Below are 19,518 nucleotides of genomic sequence, written 5' to 3'. Positions count from 1 at the left end.
ATTTATTCGCAGTTATACTGGAAGGAGAAAAATACATGGCTAGAGATTTTAGTTTAGAAAGAACTCGTAATATCGGTATCATGGCTCACATCGATGCTGGTAAAACAACTACGACTGAACGTATTCTTTACTATACTGGACGTATCCATAAAATCGGTGAAACTCACGAAGGAGCTTCACAAATGGACTGGATGGAACAGGAGCAAGATCGCGGTATCACAATTACATCAGCTGCAACAACAGCTTCATGGGATGATCACCGTGTAAACATCATTGATACACCTGGACACGTAGACTTCACTGTAGAAGTTGAACGTTCATTACGTGTACTTGATGGTGCGGTAACTGTACTTGATGCACAATCAGGTGTTGAACCTCAAACTGAAACAGTTTGGCGTCAAGCTACAACTTACAGCGTTCCTCGTATTGTTTTTGTAAACAAAATGGACAAATTAGGTGCGAACTTTGAATATGCTGTAAGCACTATTCATGATCGCTTACAAGCGAATGCGCAACCAATCCAATTACCAATTGGTGCGGAAGATGAATTTGAAGCAATCATCGACTTAGTTGAAATGAAATGTTTCAAATACAACAATGATTTAGGAACTGAAATTGAAGAAATTGAAATTCCTGAAGATCACAAAGAAAGAGCTGAAGAAGCTCGTGCAACACTAATTGAAGCAGTAGCTGAAACTAGTGATGAATTAATGGAAAAATACCTTGGTGACGAAGAAATTACTGTAGCTGAATTAAAAGATGCTATTCGTCAAGCAACTAATAATATTGAATTCTACCCAGTTCTTGTTGGTACTGCCTTCAAAAACAAAGGTGTTCAATTAATGCTTAACGCAGTAATTGATTATTTACCATCACCATTAGATGTTAAACCAATTGTCGGCCACCGTGCTGAAGACCCAGACGAAGAAGTTATCGCAAGAGCTGATGACGACGCTGAGTTCGCTGCATTAGCGTTCAAAGTAATGAGTGACCCTTATGTTGGTAAATTAACATTCTTCCGTGTGTATTCAGGTACATTATCATCTGGTTCATACGTTAAAAACTCTACGAAGAACAAACGTGAACGTGTAGGTCGTTTACTACAAATGCACGCTAACTCTCGTCAAGAGTTAAACACAGTTTACTCAGGAGATATCGCTGCTGCGGTAGGTCTTAAAGAAACTGGTACTGGTGATACTTTATGTGGTGAGAAAAATGATATTATCTTGGAATCAATGGATTTCCCAGAACCTGTTATTCACTTATCAGTTGAACCAAAATCTAAAGCAGACCAAGATAAAATGACTACAGCTTTAGTTAAATTACAAGAAGAAGACCCAACGTTCCATGCGCATACTGATGAAGAAACTGGACAAGTTATTATCGGCGGTATGGGTGAGCTTCACTTAGATATCTTAGTTGATCGTATGAAGAAAGAATTTAACGTTGAATGTAATGTTGGTGCGCCAATGGTTTCATATCGTGAAACATTCAAGCAATCAGCAGAAGTTCAAGGTAAATTCGCTCGTCAATCTGGTGGTCGTGGTCAATACGGTGACGTTAAAATTGAATTCTCACCTAACGAAACAGGTGCAGGTTTCGAATTCGAAAACGCTATCGTTGGTGGTGTAGTTCCTCGTGAATACATTCCATCAGTTGAAGCAGGACTTAAAGATTCAATGGAAAATGGTGTATTAGCTGGATATCCATTAATTGATGTTAAAGCTAGATTATTTGATGGTTCATACCACGATGTCGATTCATCAGAAATGGCCTTCAAAATTGCTGCATCAATGGCACTTAAAGAAGCTGCCAAAAAATGTGATCCAGTTATCTTAGAACCAATGATGAAAGTAACAATCGAAATGCCTGAAGAATACATGGGCGACATCATGGGTGACGTAACTTCTCGTCGTGGACGCGTTGATGGTATGGAACCTCGTGGTAATGCACAAGTTGTAAATGCTTTTGTACCACTTTCAGAAATGTTCGGTTATGCAACTGCATTACGTTCTAACACACAAGGTCGTGGAACATACACAATGTACTTCGATCACTATGCAGAAGTTCCAAAATCAGTTGCTGAAGATATTATCAAGAAAAACAGTGGTAATAAAGCTGAATAATTAAACTTGTATTGTTTAGCGCTAGTCTGTACAATACATGTAAAGTTTAATTATGTAGTTTACAGTTTTATCAATTGATTTTTTTGGGAAAATGCATTATAAAGGTACTGTACAGTCCTTTTAAACCTAAATAAATCATTTTCTCATGATGGTGAGAAACTGTCATGAGAGATAAATTTTACAATTAATTTTCTAACGAATAGGAGAGATTTTATAATGGCTAAAGAAAAATTCGATCGCTCAAAAGAACATGCCAATATTGGTACAATCGGACACGTTGACCACGGTAAAACTACTTTAACAGCTGCTATTGCAACTGTTTTAGCAAAAAATGGTGACGCTGTTGCACAATCATACGACATGATTGACAACGCTCCAGAAGAAAAAGAACGTGGTATTACAATCAATACTTCTCACATCGAGTATACAACTGACAAACGTCACTATGCTCACGTTGACTGCCCAGGACACGCTGACTATGTTAAAAACATGATCACTGGTGCTGCTCAAATGGACGGAGCTATCTTAGTAGTATCTGCTGCTGATGGCCCAATGCCACAAACGCGTGAACACATTCTTTTATCACGTAACGTTGGTGTTCCAGCATTAGTTGTATTCTTAAACAAAGTTGACATGGTTGACGATGAAGAATTATTAGAATTAGTAGAAATGGAAGTTCGTGACTTATTAAGCGAATATGACTTCCCAGGTGACGATGTACCTGTAATCTCTGGTTCAGCATTAAAAGCACTTGAAGGCGACGCTGACTATGAGCAAAAAATCTTAGACTTAATGCAAGCAGTTGATGACTTCATTCCAACTCCAGAACGTGATTCTGACAAACCATTCATGATGCCAGTTGAGGACGTATTCTCAATCACTGGTCGTGGTACTGTTGCTACAGGCCGTGTTGAACGTGGTCAAATCAAAGTCGGTGAAGAAGTTGAAATCATCGGTATGCAAGAAGAATCAAGCAAAACAACTGTTACTGGTGTAGAAATGTTCCGTAAATTATTAGACTATGCTGAAGCTGGTGACAACATTGGTGCATTATTACGTGGTGTTGCACGTGAAGATATCCAACGTGGTCAAGTTTTAGCTGCTCCTGGTTCAATTACACCGCACACAAGCTTCAAAGCAGAAGTTTATGTTTTATCTAAAGATGAAGGTGGACGTCATACGCCATTCTTCAGTAACTACCGCCCACAATTCTATTTCCGTACTACTGATGTAACTGGTGTTGTTACTTTACCAGAAGGTACTGAAATGGTTATGCCTGGCGATAACGTAGAAATGCAAGTTGAATTGATTTCTCCAATCGCTATTGAAGACGGTACTCGTTTCTCAATCCGTGAAGGTGGACGTACTGTTGGATCAGGCGTTGTAACTGAAATCTTCAAATAAGATAGTTTATCTTAAAAATAGATTAAGAGGGTCTCCAATATTGGAGGCTCTTTTTTTAGACACTATGCTAAACAGGACTGGTTTTTATATCAGTCCTGTTTTTTGATACAAAAAAAGCGCAAAATCTCTATAATTTAAATATCCGACCAAATAAATTAAGGAGAGATTATGCGCCTATGAATTATTTTATATCAAAGACACTTGGAATTGAAAATTGAACGCTTTGGAATAAGCATATTTTTGAATTTTACCAGCCATTGTTATTTTATATGGGTTTAAGATGTTAGTTATGTTGTAGGTTGGCTAATTACGTTTTCTAACTCTAATATTTTTAAGAATTGACTAGCCGTGTATTTCATAGCTTTTTCATCTAAATTAAAATAAGGACTGTGGTGCGGATATGTGGTATTTTTTTCAGGATCGCCACAGCCAGTTAAAAAGAACGCACCTGGACGTACTTTTTGGTAATGTGAAAAGTCTTCACCAATCATCATCAGTTCTGATTCATTAAATCTTAAATTCATATCATTAGTAGCTTGTTTTACAATTTCATAGCATGTCGGATTGTTATGGACTGGTAAATAACCTTTGATATAATCCAAATCATATGTGATATCGTTTGCGACAGCCAATCCTTGTAATAATTTATCCATTTTATTCATGACATGGGCTTGTATCTCTGTATCAAATGTACGAACCGTTCCTTTACAAAATGCACTGTCTGGTATGATGTTATCTGCTGAACCAGCTTGCACCATTCCAAAACTGATGACAGCTTGCTTTACTGGATCGATAGTTCGAGATACAATCTTTTGTGCACTCATAATAAATTCAGCCATAATCACAACAGGATCAATGGTTTCGTGTGGTTTAGCACCATGACCGCCTCTGCCATGTATTGTCACATTGAATTCATCTGGGGATGCCATCATAGCACCTGGTCGAGAATAAATCGTACCAGTTGGGTAACCACTCCATAAATGATTACCATAAATTCTATCTACATTTTGTAAACAGCCATCATCAATCATTTCTTGCGATCCGCCGGGCATAATTTCTTCACCATATTGGAAGATTAATACTACATTGCCATTGAGCGCATTTTGATGTGCTTCGATGATTTCTGCAACGGCTAATAATATTGCAGTATGACCATCATGCCCACAAGCATGCATAGCACCTGGATTTTTAGATTTATAATCTAAATCAGTCAATTCGTCGATAGGTAATGCGTCAAAATCAGCACGTAAAGCGATTGTAGGCCCATCGTCATGACCTGTAAATGTCGCAACGATACCATTTCGTCCAACCGGTGAACGTACTTCACATGATAATTGGCTGAGTTGATTGAGGATGTAATCACGTGTATGATACTCCTCGAATGATAATTCAGGATATTGATGTAAGTAACGACGCACTTGAATCATTGAGTTTTCTTTTTCTTTAGCTAGTTGAAACCAGTCAAACAACTTCAACCCTTCTTTCTTAAAAATGATTACTCCATTATACCATTTTAAATGACTTAACTGTAGAGCCAATGATTATCATAGCAATTAAATCGTAGAAAACGCTTTACTGTTTAAGATGATTCTACTTTCCTGTTGATAAAAAATGGGGTATGATAAGCATAACATTAGATAACTCAAAGGGGGACATTGCAGTGGTACAGTCACTACATGACTTTTTAGATGAAAATATTCAATATTTGAAAGATAACGGATTATATAATGAAATTGATACAATTGAAGGCGCTAATGGGCCAGAAATTACTATTAATGGAAAAAATTATGTGAACTTATCATCAAATAACTATTTAGGACTAGCAACAGATACAGATTTAAAACAAGCAGCAAAGGATGCCATTGATACACATGGTGTAGGCGCGGGCGCCGTACGCTCAATCAACGGTACCTTAGATGTGCATGATGAATTGGAAGCAACACTTGCAAAATTTAAAGGAACTGAAGCAGCTATAGCATACCAATCTGGATTCAACTGTAATATGGCTGCTATTTCAGCAGTTATGAATAAACATGACGCGATTCTTTCAGATGAATTAAACCATGCTTCTATTATTGATGGTTGTCGTTTGTCTAAAGCAAAGATTATTCGTGTTAACCACTCAGATATGGTTGATTTACGTGCTAAAGCGAAAGAAGCTGTAGAATCTGGACAATATAACAAAGTCATGTATATTACTGATGGTGTATTTAGTATGGATGGTGACGTAGCTAAGTTACCAGAAATCGTTGAGATTGCAGAAGAATTTGGCTTAATTACTTATGTCGATGATGCACATGGATCAGGTGTCATGGGTAAAGGTGCTGGAACAGTTAAACATTTCGGATTACAAGATAAGATTGATTTCCAAATTGGTACATTATCAAAAGCCATCGGTGTTGTTGGTGGTTATGTAGCAGGCACGAAATCATTAATCGATTGGTTAAAAGCGCAATCTAGACCATTTTTATTCTCAACATCATTAGCACCTGGAGACACGAAAGCAATCACAGAAGCTGTAAAAAAATTAATGGCATCTACAGCGTTATATGATAAACTTTGGGAAAATGGTAATTACTTGAAAGATGGCTTACAAAAATTAGGTTTTGATATTGGTAATTCTGAATCGCCTATTACGCCAGTAATTATAGGTGATGAAAAAGAAACACAAACATTCAGTAGTCGCTTAAAAGACGAAGGTATCTATGTGAAATCTATTGTTTTTCCAACAGTACCTAAAGGTACGGGTCGTGTACGTAATATGCCAACAGCAGCGCATACAAAAGAAATGCTTGACCAAGCATTAGCTGCATATGAAAAAGTAGGTAAAGAATTAGGAACTATTTAAAGAACGATATAAAGCTAGAGTCCAATGGTATTTTATGCCAGTCATACTTGATGGGAACTTGAAAAAAGCTATCATTTCTAAATCATTTTGTTACCATACTTAGGCAGCGTAGATGACTCTTTAAAAACGCAATATAAGTGTGTTGAGGGTTCTAGTTATGATAATCGTAAGAAATGCCTGAGATATTTATGTATCTCAGGTTTTTTTATGATATTGACAGTAAGGTGATTATAAAGTGGAATATGAAATGCCATTCCTTTATTAATTGAGCTATGAAGCGTGCAACAGCTTTAGATTATGTCATCTATATATGAAGTATAGTCGTTCTGATGTAAGCATGTTAGTGCTTATATCTTTTTTCTAAATTAACAAAGAATGGGTTGAAGAACGCAATTTTTAGAAAAAGAGGTTATATTCTTTATGCTTTCGTTTTTTGACTTTTGAATAGGGTATGATTTTAAGATAGGTTGTTGATTTTATAGAAAATTATATGATTGTGATGCATTAATAATAAAAATGAATTATAGAAGAAATGATAGAAAATAAAATCGTAAAAAATGATTTTAAAAACTATGTTATATAATGATTAAAAGTAATGTATTTGATTGTTTATATAGGTGTCTCATCGTTTCAAATTAAAAGGTTGATTTTATACCAAACGATGTTATAGTTTGGTTGCTAAAGCCTTTTATTAAGGGGTTTTTGAATGAATAATAATTTAGGGTTGCAATTCAGTACACAACGTCTTATCATTAGACCGTTGGAAGAAAAAGATTATGAATCTTGGTTGTCTGGGTTTGTCAATCGTCATGCTTCTCAATATAAATATGACAAAGGACAAATAGATATGTCAGATGCGACAGAACCTTGGTTTGCAGCAATGATACAAAAGCATCAACAAGCGATTGAAGCAGATGATTTATATATTTTTGCTGTCTTTGATAAAGCTGGGCATCACTTAGGCATGCTTAATATTAAAAATTTAAGCCGAGACCAATTTCAATGGGCAGAAATAGGTTATTTTATTCATAACCAATATTGGCGTCAAGGTTACGCTTATGAAGCTTTAACTGAACTTATTAAACAGACGAAAGAAACATTAAAGTTTCACAGAATTGAAGCCCATATTAATTTGGATAATCAGCCTTCAATACAGCTCATTGAAAAAGTTGGCTTTGAATTTGAATGTCTGCGTAAAGGATTTATTTTTGAGCATGGTGCGTGGACAGATCATTACGTATTTTATCTTAATACCCATGACGAACCGATTGAATAGCGACTAAAGGGAAGGAGTGTCAACATGGTTGAATTTAGAGAGTTAACAATGAGTGACGAATCATTATATTGTGATTATATGAAAGAATGGATTGATCACGATGAAATGGTAGTGCCTGAGATTACGAATATCACCAAGTATAGTAATTTTGAAGAAATTGTTCACGAATTAGCAGATAACAAATCTAATGATGAGTCGGTAGATAACACAACATTGTTTTTAATTGACGATGATAAAATCATTGGTGCTGCCAATATTCGTCATAATTTGAATGAAAAATTGAAAGTTATTGGTGGCCATGTTGGCTACGGTATTCGTAATAGTTATCGAGGCAAAGGCTTTGGTAACAAAATTTTGAAAAAGTCATTAGATTATTTATCACGCATTGGCGTACAAGAAGCTTTAATTACTTGTGATAAAGATAATGAAGTTTCTGCATCTGTTATCTTACACAATGGGGGAGAAGAAATTGAACCCTCTATCTTAGAAGATGGTACAGTAATTCGTCGTTTCCAAATCGAAATTGCATAGTCCAAAATAGTCTAAAAGTTGTCAGTTATTATTACTGGCAACTTTTTTGTTTATCTAAAATGAAAACGCCAACATCAATTAAAAGACTTCAGAAATAATTTCAAGTATAATTGTTTTTAATACTAGGTATTAATTTTAAATATAGAAACGAGGTTTTACAATGTCAAAGGTAATTCAAGATATACATAGTGCATTTGACCACTTAAAAGATGGCATGACAGTACTTGCTGGAGGATTTGGTTTATGTGGTATACCGGAACATGCTATTGAAGCAATTCGTTCAAAAGGTACTAAAAAACTAACTGTAGTAAGCAATAACTGTGGTGTCGAAGATTTTGGATTGGGTCGCCTATTAGAGAAAAAACAAATCGATAAAATGATTAGTTCATACGTAGGTGAAAATAAAATATTTGAACAACAGCTGATTAATGGTGAATTAGATGTAGCGTTAACACCACAAGGTACTTTAGCTGAAAAACTACGTGCAGGCGGTGCAGGCATACCTGCTTTTTATACAAAAACAGGTGTAGGTACATTAATTGCTGAAGGTAAAGAAACGCGTGAATTTGACGGAGAAACATATGTCATGGAACGTGCTATTAAAGGTGATTTTGGGATTGTAAAAGCGCAAAAGGCGGATACCTTTGGCAATTTAGTGTTTGAAAAGACTGCACGTAATTTTAATCCTTTATGTGCCATGGCAGCTCAAACCACAGTCGTTGAAGTTGAAGAAATTGTTGAACTAGGAGACATTGATCCAGATGACGTGCATATGTCAGGCGTATATGTAGACTTTATATATTTAGGAAAGGATTATGAAAAACGTATAGAAAAACGTACAGTGAAGGAGGCTAACCATGGATAAACAAGCACAACGCAAGAAGATTATTCAACGTGCTGCACGAGAAATCAAAAGCGATATGGTGATTAATTTAGGTATCGGGATGCCCACGCTTGTAGCTAATGAAATCAATGATCATGTGGAAAACGTCTTTTTCCAATCTGAAAATGGATTACTAGGTATTGGACCTTATCCGACGGAAGATGAAGTGGATCCTGATTTAATCAATGCTGGTAAAGAAACAGTAACTGCTGCTAAAGGTGCGTCTTATTTTGATAATGCAGAGTCATTTGCCATGATTCGTGGCGGGCATATCGATTTAGCTATTCTTGGCGGTATGGAGGTATCAGAAACAGGCGATTTAGCAAATTATATGATACCTGGCAAACTAGTTAAAGGCATGGGCGGTGCGATGGATTTGGTCGTTGGCGCGCAAAAGGTAGTTGTAATTATGGATCATATGAATAAACACGGACAGTCAAAGATTAAATCAAAATGCGAATTGCCATTAACTGGTGCGGGCGTTGTTAATACATTGATTACAGATTTAGCTGTTTTTAAATTTGAAGATAATGTTATGAAATTAATAGAGATCCAAGAAGGTGCAACACTCGAACAAATACAAACAAATACTGATGCTTATTTTGAAAACTGTTTGAATGATCAACTTTAAAACCAACGAATGTGGAAATCATTAAAAGTGCTGTTAAGTGATCACTGGAATTCGTTTAAATCCATAATGGGGTGTTTAAACATAAGCGTCATTTTGGAAAAATGTATGTTATTGTAAACATAAGCATACAGAACTAACGACAAAGGTGAGGATATAAGTATGAAGCAACATTCAGAAGTGAAGAGCTTTGGTATTGCCATCTTATTGGCAGCTGCTTCAGATTTATTGCAAAACAGTTTTTATCATAGGCTGATATTAATGGCAGCTATTTTAGTAATGATTTATAGTTTGATTACCCATTTAAAGTTTACGATATATCAAATTAAACATGAAGAAAGAACTCATAAATCATGGTTTAGTGTGAAAATAGATTATTGGCTATTATTTGCGAAAAATATATTGGCTTTAGGGTCGTTATTAGCGATATACTTTGTTTCGGTGTATGTAAACAATCAATTCGCATGGTTGATTATCCCTTTACTGATTGTATTGATGATTGGGCTCATTATGTTCGAAAGTAAATTGAATAAAAAGAGTGGTATTCTAGAATCAGAAAGTGAAAGTGTTGAAGAATAGGGGTGACTTATGGAATTTATTGATGCAAATGAACAAGCACAATTATTAAATATGGAAGAAGTTGTTGAAGCGGTGGCGGAATCTTTAAGTGCTTATTCTGAAGGTAAAACTGATACGCCATTGCGCTACGCTTTACCTTTCAATGGAGATAACCGTTACCTTGTCATGCCTGCTTTATCGGATGAGTTGAAAATTGTTGGCCTTAAAACAGTAACAGTCGCGCCAAATAATACGACAATTGGTAAAAACACGATAGTAGGGTCTGTAATATTATCAGATTACGAAACTGGAGAAACATTAGCTGTATTAGAAGGTTCGTACTTAACTAAGATACGTACAGGTGCCATATCGGGGGTAGCCACAAAATATCTGGCACGTCAAAATGCAGAAACGTTATGTGTGATTGGGACTGGCGATCAAGCGCAGGGACTGATTGAAGCCGTATGTGCTGTTAGAGATATTAAATATATCCAACTGTATAATAGAACATATCGTAAAGCAGTAACATTTGCTGAAGCCGTTCAACATAAATATCCTTCTATAAATATTGAAATAATGGAAGCTGTAAATGACGCTATAACCAATGCAGATATTATTGTCACTGCTACAAATGCGGTGAGGCCAGTTTTTAGTCAGCCATTAAAAGCGGGTGTCCACGTTAATGCGGTAGGTTCATTTAAGCCTGATATGCAAGAGTTACCTTCACAAGCAATAGCAAATGCAGATAAAATTGTCGTAGAAGCATCACAAGCAGCATTAGAAGAAACAGGCGATTTAATTACTCCGCTGAAAGAAGGTCTGTTTAGTCAGGAAGATTTATACGGTGAATTAGGTCATATTGTTAAATCAAATTTACCTGGACGTGAATCCGAAGATGAAATAACGATTTTTAAATCTGTTGGTGTAGCTATCGTTGATATTGTTGTTGCTAATTATTTTTATCAAAAGCGTCAGAAAAAGAAACTGTGTCTATAATGATTGTATATAATAAGCAGTAAAATTTTGAAAGTTTATAGTAAAATGAATGAGCGTTTTATTGTAGATCTCTATAGTATAATATATGTATTATTTTATACTTATAAGGATATATTACAATGAAACGTTTTTTTATTCTATTATGTTTAATTAATATTTTTATATTTCCCTCGCAAATGCATGCAGAAACCTCTATTGATGTCACAAAGTCTTACGGCATCGAAATGAGTTCATTTTATCAACCTAAAGGAAGCATTGTCGCAGATAATCATACTGGTAGAATTTTATGGGAAGAAAACATTGATCGGAAATGGCCTTTAGCAAGTATGTCTAAGCTAATGACTTTGACATTTGTATTAGATAAAATTAAAGAAGGCACATTACCTTTAGACAAAAAGATCACTGTTACCGTAGATGATGAAGTGTTTAGTCAACACCCTTTGTTAAGTAATAATAAAATGCAAAAAGGTGCAGTTTACAGTGTTGAAGAACTTATTTATCTTACGATTGTGCCTAGTTCTAATGTAGCTACGCGCATGCTAATGCAACAAGTAGAGCCTGACATGCGTCAGTTTGTAAAAGGCATGAATCAACGTGCTAAAGATTTAGGTATGAGAAATACTTATTTTACAAACCCATTTGGCGCTGAAAATGCAATAGTTGGTAAACAATATTTGCCTACAGGATTTGCTTTAAATGAAGATAATATTTCAACTTCTAGAGATTTTGCAAAATTAGCATATTATATGATGAATACCTACCCTAACATAACAAAATATACGAAACATGCGACTTATGTTAGTAAACCGAACACTGAATTAGAAGAACAGTTTCACACATATCTCCATTCATTAAAAGGGGATGTACATGAATATCCAGGCACAGACGGGTTAAAGACTGGTTCAAGTGGACATGCTGCATATAATTATACTGCTACTGTCCAAAAAGGTGGTTTTCGAATTGTGCAGGTGTTGTTGGGCGTTGGACATTGGGACGTGGATGATTCTGAGTATAAGCGTCACGTGATAGGTAATGCTTTATTGGATAGAGTATATGAACGATATCAATATAAAGAAGTGCTTTCAAAAGGGATGCATTATATAAATGGAAGATGGTATAAAGTCGAACACCCATTAAAAGATGTAGTAGAAAAAGATAAGCCAGTGCGCTTTGAAATCTTGATAACTGTACTTGACCCAGATAGACACTATTTAACAAGCGATATGAAACCCCCGAGCGTGGTTGTGACCCCATTAACGAATTATAAAACTTTTATTATAAGCGGTGCGTTTACCCTGTTTATGATGATTTGTATATTGATATTACTTAGTTTAATTCGTAAGCACCGACACAAATACATGAGTTAATCGTGTTTTTGTTCAATTATTATTACAATTTTACCTCTTTTTCTTTTGATTTGTAATGCAAACTTGTTAAACTTGAACTTAAATAAGAAAATACGAAATAAACAATATATTGTCATATATTGTTTATCACATGCTTGTAATTATTTTATTTAATTAATAACTTTTTTAAAGAATATGTGTTATAATTTTTTCGATTAATCAAAACAGTGCAATGTATAATAAAACGAGAAAGTAGGAGAGTGAACAAATGAAAATTCTAATTACTGGCGGTGCTGGGTTTATCGGTTCTCACTTAGCGGCGTATTTTATTAATGATAACGAAGTCTTTATATTAGATAATTTAAGTACAGGCCATCGTTCAAATGTTGATTTTATAGATGACGCACACTTTATTGAAGAAGATGTGATGCACAAATCTTTCGTGACAGAACTTATAAAGCAGAAACAATTTGATATTGTCATTCATTTAGCAGCAGTAGTTAGTGTTGTAGAAACAATAAATAATCCTATAAACTCGCAATCTATTAATATAGATAGTACATTAAATCTTTTAGAAGCAAATCGTCAATATAATGCTAAGTTAAAAAAATTTATTTTCGCTTCATCTGCGGCTGTATACGGTAATACAGATGAATTACCAAAACAGATTGAAACATTTATTGATCCTGAATCACCATATGCTATAGAAAAGTATGCTGGGGAACAATATGCAAAACTTTATAATAAATTATATGATTTACCAACAACTGCATTAAGATTCTTTAATGTTTATGGTCCTAGACAAGATCCAAGCTCTCCATATTCTGGCGTTCTATCAATTATGGATAAAAAATTTAAAAACGATGAACCCTTTACATTTTTGGAGACGGTGAGCAAACTAGAGACTTTGTCTACATAAAGGATTTAGTACAAGCAGTGGCAATCGTTATTGATAATGAAGCGTCAAATGGTAAAATATATAATCTAGCTACCGGTACACAAATATCATTGCTACAAATTTTTGAAAAATTCAAATTGATTTATAATAAGTCTATTAGCTATCAATTTGCTGAGCCAAGAAGTGGCGATATCAAGCATTCATGTGCTGAAATTAAAGGTTTAGAAGCGCTGGGCTTTAAACCTAAATATGATATTGTATCAGGCTTAACAGAATATATTAATTACTCAAAAACAGATAAATAAATGATGAGGTGGAATCATGGCAGGGAAAGCTAAAAAGTTTGTATTAAATCAAGGAAAAAGAAAATTAAAATTTGTTTTAGAACCATTAAAATTACAATTAAGAAGCAAATACACCAAAAATATTATGCATTATGCCAATTTATATAAAACAATCGAAGTAGATGAAAATCATATTTTATATCAAGTTAGAGACGGACAAAGTATGACAGATAGTCCGTACGCTATTTTTAAATATTTAATGGAACACCAAGCCTATCAAAAATATATACATATTTGGGTCGTTGCATCTCAAAAAATGCAAAAGGCATATTCAAAAAAGTTTAATAAATATAAAAACGTAAAGTTTATTGTTAAAGAAAGTGATGATTATTTACATTATTTAGCTAAGTGTAAATATCTCATTAATAATGCAACATTCCCTACATATTTCACGAAAAAACCAAATCAAGTTTATGTGAATACTTGGCACGGCACACCGTTAAAGTCAATGGGATTGGATATCAAAGATAATTTATTAGAATCTCAAAATACTATTAGGAATTTCTTGAGTTCTGATTACATTATTTCACCTAATCAACATACTACTGATATTTTTAAAAAAGCGTTTAAATTAGAAGAGTTAAATGACGATGCAATTTTAGAAATAGGATACCCTAGAATTGATGCAACGCTAAAAGCACAATCTGAAACAGTTATTCAAAAATTGAAAAAGCAAGGCCTTAAAATGACGAATGCACCTATATTATTATGCTCACCTACGTGGCGCGGTCATACTGTAAGCACGCCAGAAGATAATATTGAAGAAATGGAAGAAATGATAGAAGTATTAAATAAAAAAACAGACTATCAAGTACTGTTAAAAGTGCATCCATTCATTTATAGGAAAGCAGAAGGCAATAAGAAGTTAAAAAAATATCTAGTAAATGATACCTTTGATACAAATGAGCTATTAAGTATTGTTGATTTATTGGTAACAGATTATTCGAGCATCTTTTTTGATTATTTAGTTACTAATAAACCGATTATTTTCTATACGCCAGATTATGAAGACTATGAGGAAAACAGAGGCTTCTATCTACCGGTTGATAGTTTGCCAGGGCCTAGCGTACATTCAATAGAAACATTGGTAGATACAGTGAACCACCAACAAAATATATTGACTCAATATAATGATAATTATCGTGCCTATCAACAAAAGTTTGCTAATTATGATGATGGTCATGTTACAGAGCGTGTAGTTAACAAAGTATTTAATACAACCCAACAGCACAAAGAAAAACAACAAAATCGAAAAGAACGATTATTAATTTACCCTGGTGGCATGAAACCAAATGGTATAACGACATCCATGATGAATTTATTAGAAAACGTGGATTATGATAGGTATGATATTACAATTTACTTAGGTTTCAATAGAAATAAGGACGTCGTGGATAACCTTAAGAGTTTAAATGAAAATGTTAGGGTTATTTTAAGAAAAGGTCCGTTACTAGCTACTACTATGGAATATTATCGTAACCTTTTAGTACGTAATCGAGGTATTAAATCTAAAATTGAAGAAAAAATCTACCCTAATGAATTGTATGAGCGTGAATTTAGGAAAGTATTTGGTAATTCAGAGTTTGATGTAGTCATTGACTTTAGTGGCTATGCCATGTTCTGGTCAGAATTATTATTAGCAAGTAACGCTAAACGAAAGTTAATATACTTGCATAGTGATATGAAAATGGACATGGAACGTAAAGTAAATGGCGTGAGACCGCATTACACTAATTTAAAAGGCGTTATGTCCTTATATCCTTATTATGATAAGCTTGTAAGTGTTTCTGAAGTTACGAAACAAGAAAATATTAAAAAAATAGCAACTAGAAAAACAATTAATAAATTTAATGCTTCAATGAATACGATTAATTTAGATAGAATTTATAATTCGATTAATGAAGACAATGATATCTTTATGAAAAACGGAGAACGTGTCATCGTTAGGGAACAAGATAAGCAAATTACTAGTGTGCCTTTCCATAAAAATGATTATAAAGTAATGACGATGGGCAGATTATCACCTGAAAAAGGATTTGATAATTTAATTAAAGCATTTAGTGGTATCGTAGAAGCCAATCCGAATGCTAGACTGTATATTTTAGGCGATGGCCCGCTTAAACATCAGCTTAACAAGTTAATAGAGTCATTGAATTTGTCAGAACACGTATTTTTAATGGGGCAAAAAAGAAATCCATTTAATATTATGAAAGATTGTGAATTATTTGTCTTACCATCTTATTATGAAGGCCAATCAATGGTCCTATTAGAGGCCCTGACAGTAGGCATTGATATCCTTGCTTCAGATATACCAGCTAATCAATATGTACTTGATTATGGTAAATACGGCATGCTTAGTTTCAATGATTCTGAATCACTACAAGCAAGCATACAACAGTTTATCAGTGGTGAAACGCCTGATTATGCTAAGTTTGATCCAGAATTATATAATAAAGAAGCGGTTGAACAATTTTATCATTTATTAGATGATTAAATTGAAATAAGAAACCAAGACAAGGATCACATTTTTTTAAGTGATTTCGTTACGTAAACAAGAAAGCAAGATGACTAAGTAAAAAGCGTACAAGGATTAGAAATTTATGTAAAAATGACGGAGTTTAAGTGGACTATATAAGCTAAGGTTCATGTATAAGAACTACAAATGCGACATGATTACAAGAACTAAGATGCTTATTCTTGTATAAGAATGATATACTTCTTCATCAATGAAAAATGGCTCTTTAAAAAAACAACATTTTAAATGATTGATATTAAGGCTATTTTCATTTGAACTACGAAGAAAAAGAAGATTACTTTGAAAATATATTTTTTAACCAAGATCTATATATCGAAGAAAATTTTACTAATACTAATATTTATTTTTATACAGGAGTTAATGATGAACAATTTGAAGATTTGTTAGAATTACATCAATTATTAGACAGTAAGCAATGCAATAATAATATTATAATTAATACAAGTTTGAAAACTCACAATAGAATCGTAATGGAAAATGTTCCATTTATTAAATCCGCGCTAAAAATTATAACAAATCATCGATTTATGAGAGGTCCTAGATTAAAAAGGATTAATAATAATGTACTGTTATTGAAAGACAAATAAAAATACTAGCATTATAATAAGATAAGCATTATTTTAGATAAATTAATAGGAAGCAGAAGAAAACTTAGCTAGGAAGTGAAATTATGAAATCAATTTTACTTATTGGGCAATCAAATATGGCAGGTCGTGGTTTTTTAAATAGTGTGAAGCCTATTATAGATGAGCGTATTTTTGTATTAAGAAATGGTAGATGGCAGATGATGGAAGAACCAATACATAGCGACCGTTCTGTTGCTGGTATAGGGCCGGCTGCATCTTTTGCAAAGATGTGGTTAGATAATCATCCCAATGAAACTATTGGTTTAATACCATGTGCAGATGGAGGTACTTCTATTGATGATTGGGAAGATAATGGCGCATTGACACGTCATGCGTTAAGTGAAGCCCGATTCGCAATGGAAACATCTGACCTGATGGGTGTGTTATGGCATCAAGGGGAAAGTGATAGCCAAAATAAGCAATTTCAAACATATGAAACGAAATTAATGCATTTAATTACGTATTTTAGAGAAGCGCTTCATAAACCGCAACTTACTTTTGTGATGGGCTTATTAGGAGAATTTTTAGGACAAGATGGGTTTGGTGCGAGTGCAACAGAATATCAAGAAATTAACGAAATCATTAAAAGTGTAGCCAATAAAAATGCACAATGTTTTTATGTCACAGCGGAAGGATTAACAGCAAATCCAGATGGCATTCATATTGATGGTTATTCTCAACGCTTGTTTGGTTTGCGTTATTACGAAGCTTTTTCAAAAAGGGGAAACATCCAACACCCTTTAGCAAATGAGGCAGAAAAAGAATCATATTTGTACAAAAATGAATTTACTCAAAATGAGAAGATATATATGCTTGTTGCGCGTCTATCTCAAAATAAAATTACGTATCAAGATTTCTTAAAAGAAATGGCGCAACTATATTAGAAATACCGTTGGAAAATATTTTAATTATCAAAATTGGATAGTCAATATATAAATATAATAAGCCTTTCATATCAAAATATTGATTGATATGAAAGGCTTATTTGATTATATAGATTCATTGATTTAATCTAAGCGACCATGCGTTATTTGAGTGAGCACATCATTGGTAGCTAGAATTTTTGCATTTACGTTTGGCACACCCATAGATTTAAGACGTTCACTATGCATGTTTAAGTAGTTTTCTGCATTTTCGTAACTATCAAATGCATATATGCCGCCAGCTTCTTTGGTTGCCTCATTTTCAGTCCATATTTTCCATAAAAATCCTGGTTCTTCGTTAATAGACTTTGCTAAATCAGAGAATTGGGTTGCCATCTCTTCTCCAAAAGGGCCATCAATAGGAAAATCAACTTGTAAAATATAACGCATTATAAATCATCCTTTCTAAAATACTTATTTATGTAACTTTACCAGATTAAGTAGCATATCAGTAAAATTTCGCCTTAACTATATAGGAATTGATTGAAATGCTGTAGTTAAAATAGGCCTAGTAACATATTTAATATCAACACCATAATTAAACCACAAATGCCTACAATGAATTCCACTAATTGAAATATTTTTAATCATAAATTTAATTCTAAAACAAAACAATCCCCATTACAATAAAGCGCTTTCTAAAGGATTGTTTAAGTATATAAGAAAAAGAGGGTATTTTTTGCTTGCAAATATAAATGATAGGTGTATGATTAAGGTGAATAATTACACTTTGCATTTGAGAGACTACGAATAAGGAGGAATTGATTATGTATAAAGTAGTAAAGATACTTTCGTCAACAGTCGTTGTATCCACACTTGTCTTAGGTTCTTCAGCAGCATATGTTGCCACGAGTAGTCCGAACGTGCAAGCAGCAGAACAGGTTCAAAAATGGGGTCACGGTGAAGGTGGCGCAAGTGGTGCCAGCAGTGAAAGTGACGTTAATTTAAAAGCCGAAACACCATGGTACAATTATGAAGGTTATACCACATATGATCCTTCATTCACTCAAGATTATAACTTTGTACGTGCTTTGAAATATGATAACGTCTCAATCAATGGTTATAAAGTTGATACAGGAGCCAAAGAAGAGTTTGATCATAACAAGAAAGTTTATGATACGACAGTAGAATTTAATAGCGCAAATGAAGTAGTACAAATCACTTTCTTTACTAAACCTGACTCAGTTTCTAAAGATACTTTTAAAAAAGCACATACATCTAACGAAATAACTGAAGAAGGTAAATTAGGTAACGGCGATGGCACATTTGTAACTTATGATACTAATAATGGCTCTTATACTGCTTTCTTTGATCAAAACGATAACTTAATGGAAATGACAATTGGTCAATAACTGTAACTGGTATTTATAAAACGTGACGTGTTTTGATAATAGTGTCTAATTATTGTTATCAACAAGACGTTTTATGAGTCAATCGAACTCAGACGACTCAATACAGTTAGCAATATGGGGCTGGGGCATGTATACATGTCCCAGCTTTAAATATGATAAGGACGATGGATTGAAAAACACATGTGCATGAAGTGCTTTGAATTTTAGGCGGATTTTATTAAAAGGCGCTTATAATGACTTTAA

The 19,518-nt window shown here is 33.9% G+C and carries 16 protein-coding genes and 1 pseudogene; 15 read left to right on the top strand and 2 right to left on the bottom strand.

Annotated features, from left to right (window positions below; genetic code table 11):
* Positions 1-35 precede the first annotated feature (35 nt).
* A complete protein-coding gene (gene fusA / locus KA900_RS00170) occupies positions 36-2,126 on the top strand; it encodes an elongation factor G (RefSeq protein ID WP_108909551.1) in 2,091 nt (696 codons plus the stop codon).
* A gap of 216 nt (positions 2,127-2,342) precedes the next feature.
* Positions 2,343-3,530, top strand: a complete 1,188-nt coding sequence (tuf, locus tag KA900_RS00165) for an elongation factor Tu (RefSeq protein WP_103372867.1) — start codon at positions 2,343-2,345, stop codon at positions 3,528-3,530.
* 287 nt (positions 3,531-3,817) lie between these two features.
* On the opposite strand, the gene KA900_RS00160 is transcribed toward tuf, so the two are convergent.
* Positions 3,818-4,999: a M20 family metallopeptidase gene (locus KA900_RS00160; protein ID WP_115342403.1), complete on the bottom strand. Its 1,182-nt coding sequence runs from the start codon at positions 4,997-4,999 to the stop codon at positions 3,818-3,820.
* Between the two features lie 191 nt (positions 5,000-5,190).
* On the opposite strand from KA900_RS00160, the gene KA900_RS00155 reads away from it, so the two are divergent.
* The 12 genes and pseudogenes from KA900_RS00155 to KA900_RS00100 all read left to right on the top strand — a co-directional run bounded on the left by KA900_RS00155 (position 5,191) and on the right by KA900_RS00100 (position 17,884).
* Positions 5,191-6,378 carry a glycine C-acetyltransferase gene (locus KA900_RS00155; RefSeq protein ID WP_115342402.1) on the top strand — a complete coding sequence of 396 codons (1,188 nt, stop codon included), beginning with the start codon at positions 5,191-5,193 and terminating at the stop codon, positions 6,376-6,378.
* Positions 6,379-7,084: 706 nt separating this feature from the next.
* Positions 7,085-7,654 (top strand): GNAT family N-acetyltransferase, encoded by a 570-nt coding sequence (locus tag KA900_RS00150; protein ID WP_096810910.1) that lies wholly within the window; start codon positions 7,085-7,087, stop codon positions 7,652-7,654.
* A 24-nt stretch (positions 7,655-7,678) separates the two neighbouring features.
* The gene (locus KA900_RS00145; protein WP_096810909.1) at positions 7,679-8,185 is read left to right on the top strand and encodes a GNAT family N-acetyltransferase; all 507 of its coding nucleotides are present in this window, start codon (positions 7,679-7,681) and stop codon (positions 8,183-8,185) included.
* 160 nt (positions 8,186-8,345) lie between these two features.
* Positions 8,346-9,050, top strand: coding sequence for a CoA transferase subunit A (locus KA900_RS00140; RefSeq protein WP_096810908.1), 705 nt, complete (start codon positions 8,346-8,348; stop codon positions 9,048-9,050).
* Positions 9,043-9,699: a 3-oxoacid CoA-transferase subunit B gene (locus KA900_RS00135; RefSeq protein WP_115342401.1), complete on the top strand. Its 657-nt coding sequence runs from the start codon at positions 9,043-9,045 to the stop codon at positions 9,697-9,699. The genes KA900_RS00140 and KA900_RS00135 overlap by 8 nt, the downstream gene beginning before the upstream one ends.
* A gap of 159 nt (positions 9,700-9,858) precedes the next feature.
* Entirely contained in the window at positions 9,859-10,275 is a 417-nt protein-coding gene (locus KA900_RS00130) for a hypothetical protein (RefSeq protein WP_096810906.1), read from the top strand.
* A 9-nt stretch (positions 10,276-10,284) separates the two neighbouring features.
* Positions 10,285-11,250, top strand: a complete 966-nt coding sequence (locus tag KA900_RS00125; RefSeq protein ID WP_103372863.1) for an ornithine cyclodeaminase family protein — start codon at positions 10,285-10,287, stop codon at positions 11,248-11,250.
* Between the two features lie 119 nt (positions 11,251-11,369).
* Positions 11,370-12,617 carry a DUF1958 domain-containing protein gene (locus KA900_RS00120; RefSeq protein ID WP_210139159.1) on the top strand — a complete coding sequence of 416 codons (1,248 nt, stop codon included), beginning with the start codon at positions 11,370-11,372 and terminating at the stop codon, positions 12,615-12,617.
* A gap of 247 nt (positions 12,618-12,864) precedes the next feature.
* Positions 12,865-13,799 (top strand): annotated as a pseudogene (locus tag KA900_RS00115) (NAD-dependent epimerase/dehydratase family protein).
* A gap of 16 nt (positions 13,800-13,815) precedes the next feature.
* Complete coding sequence (locus KA900_RS00110) at positions 13,816-16,332, top strand: glycosyltransferase (RefSeq protein WP_096810902.1); 2,517 nt, start codon at positions 13,816-13,818, stop codon at positions 16,330-16,332.
* A 293-nt stretch (positions 16,333-16,625) separates the two neighbouring features.
* Positions 16,626-16,961, top strand: coding sequence for a hypothetical protein (locus KA900_RS00105; RefSeq protein WP_210139158.1), 336 nt, complete (start codon positions 16,626-16,628; stop codon positions 16,959-16,961).
* 83 nt (positions 16,962-17,044) lie between these two features.
* Positions 17,045-17,884: a sialate O-acetylesterase gene (locus tag KA900_RS00100; RefSeq protein ID WP_115342396.1), complete on the top strand. Its 840-nt coding sequence runs from the start codon at positions 17,045-17,047 to the stop codon at positions 17,882-17,884.
* Between the two features lie 123 nt (positions 17,885-18,007).
* Here the strand turns inward: KA900_RS00100 and KA900_RS00095 are convergent, their stop codons facing one another.
* The gene (locus tag KA900_RS00095; RefSeq protein WP_096810899.1) at positions 18,008-18,313 is read right to left on the bottom strand and encodes a monooxygenase; all 306 of its coding nucleotides are present in this window, start codon (positions 18,311-18,313) and stop codon (positions 18,008-18,010) included.
* Between the two features lie 377 nt (positions 18,314-18,690).
* Here KA900_RS00095 and isaB point away from each other — a divergent pair, with 377 nt between their 5' ends.
* Complete coding sequence (gene isaB, locus KA900_RS00090; protein ID WP_103373642.1) at positions 18,691-19,275, top strand: immunodominant staphylococcal antigen IsaB family protein; 585 nt, start codon at positions 18,691-18,693, stop codon at positions 19,273-19,275.
* The last annotated feature ends 243 nt before the right edge of the window (positions 19,276-19,518 follow it).

Origin of the sequence: Staphylococcus sp. GDY8P120P (genome assembly GCF_017892065.1) — a bacterium.
GTDB classification, from domain to species: domain Bacteria; phylum Bacillota; class Bacilli; order Staphylococcales; family Staphylococcaceae; genus Staphylococcus; species Staphylococcus nepalensis.
Note: the sequence above shows the minus strand (reverse complement) of the source record. Positions and strands in the feature narration are given on the sequence as shown.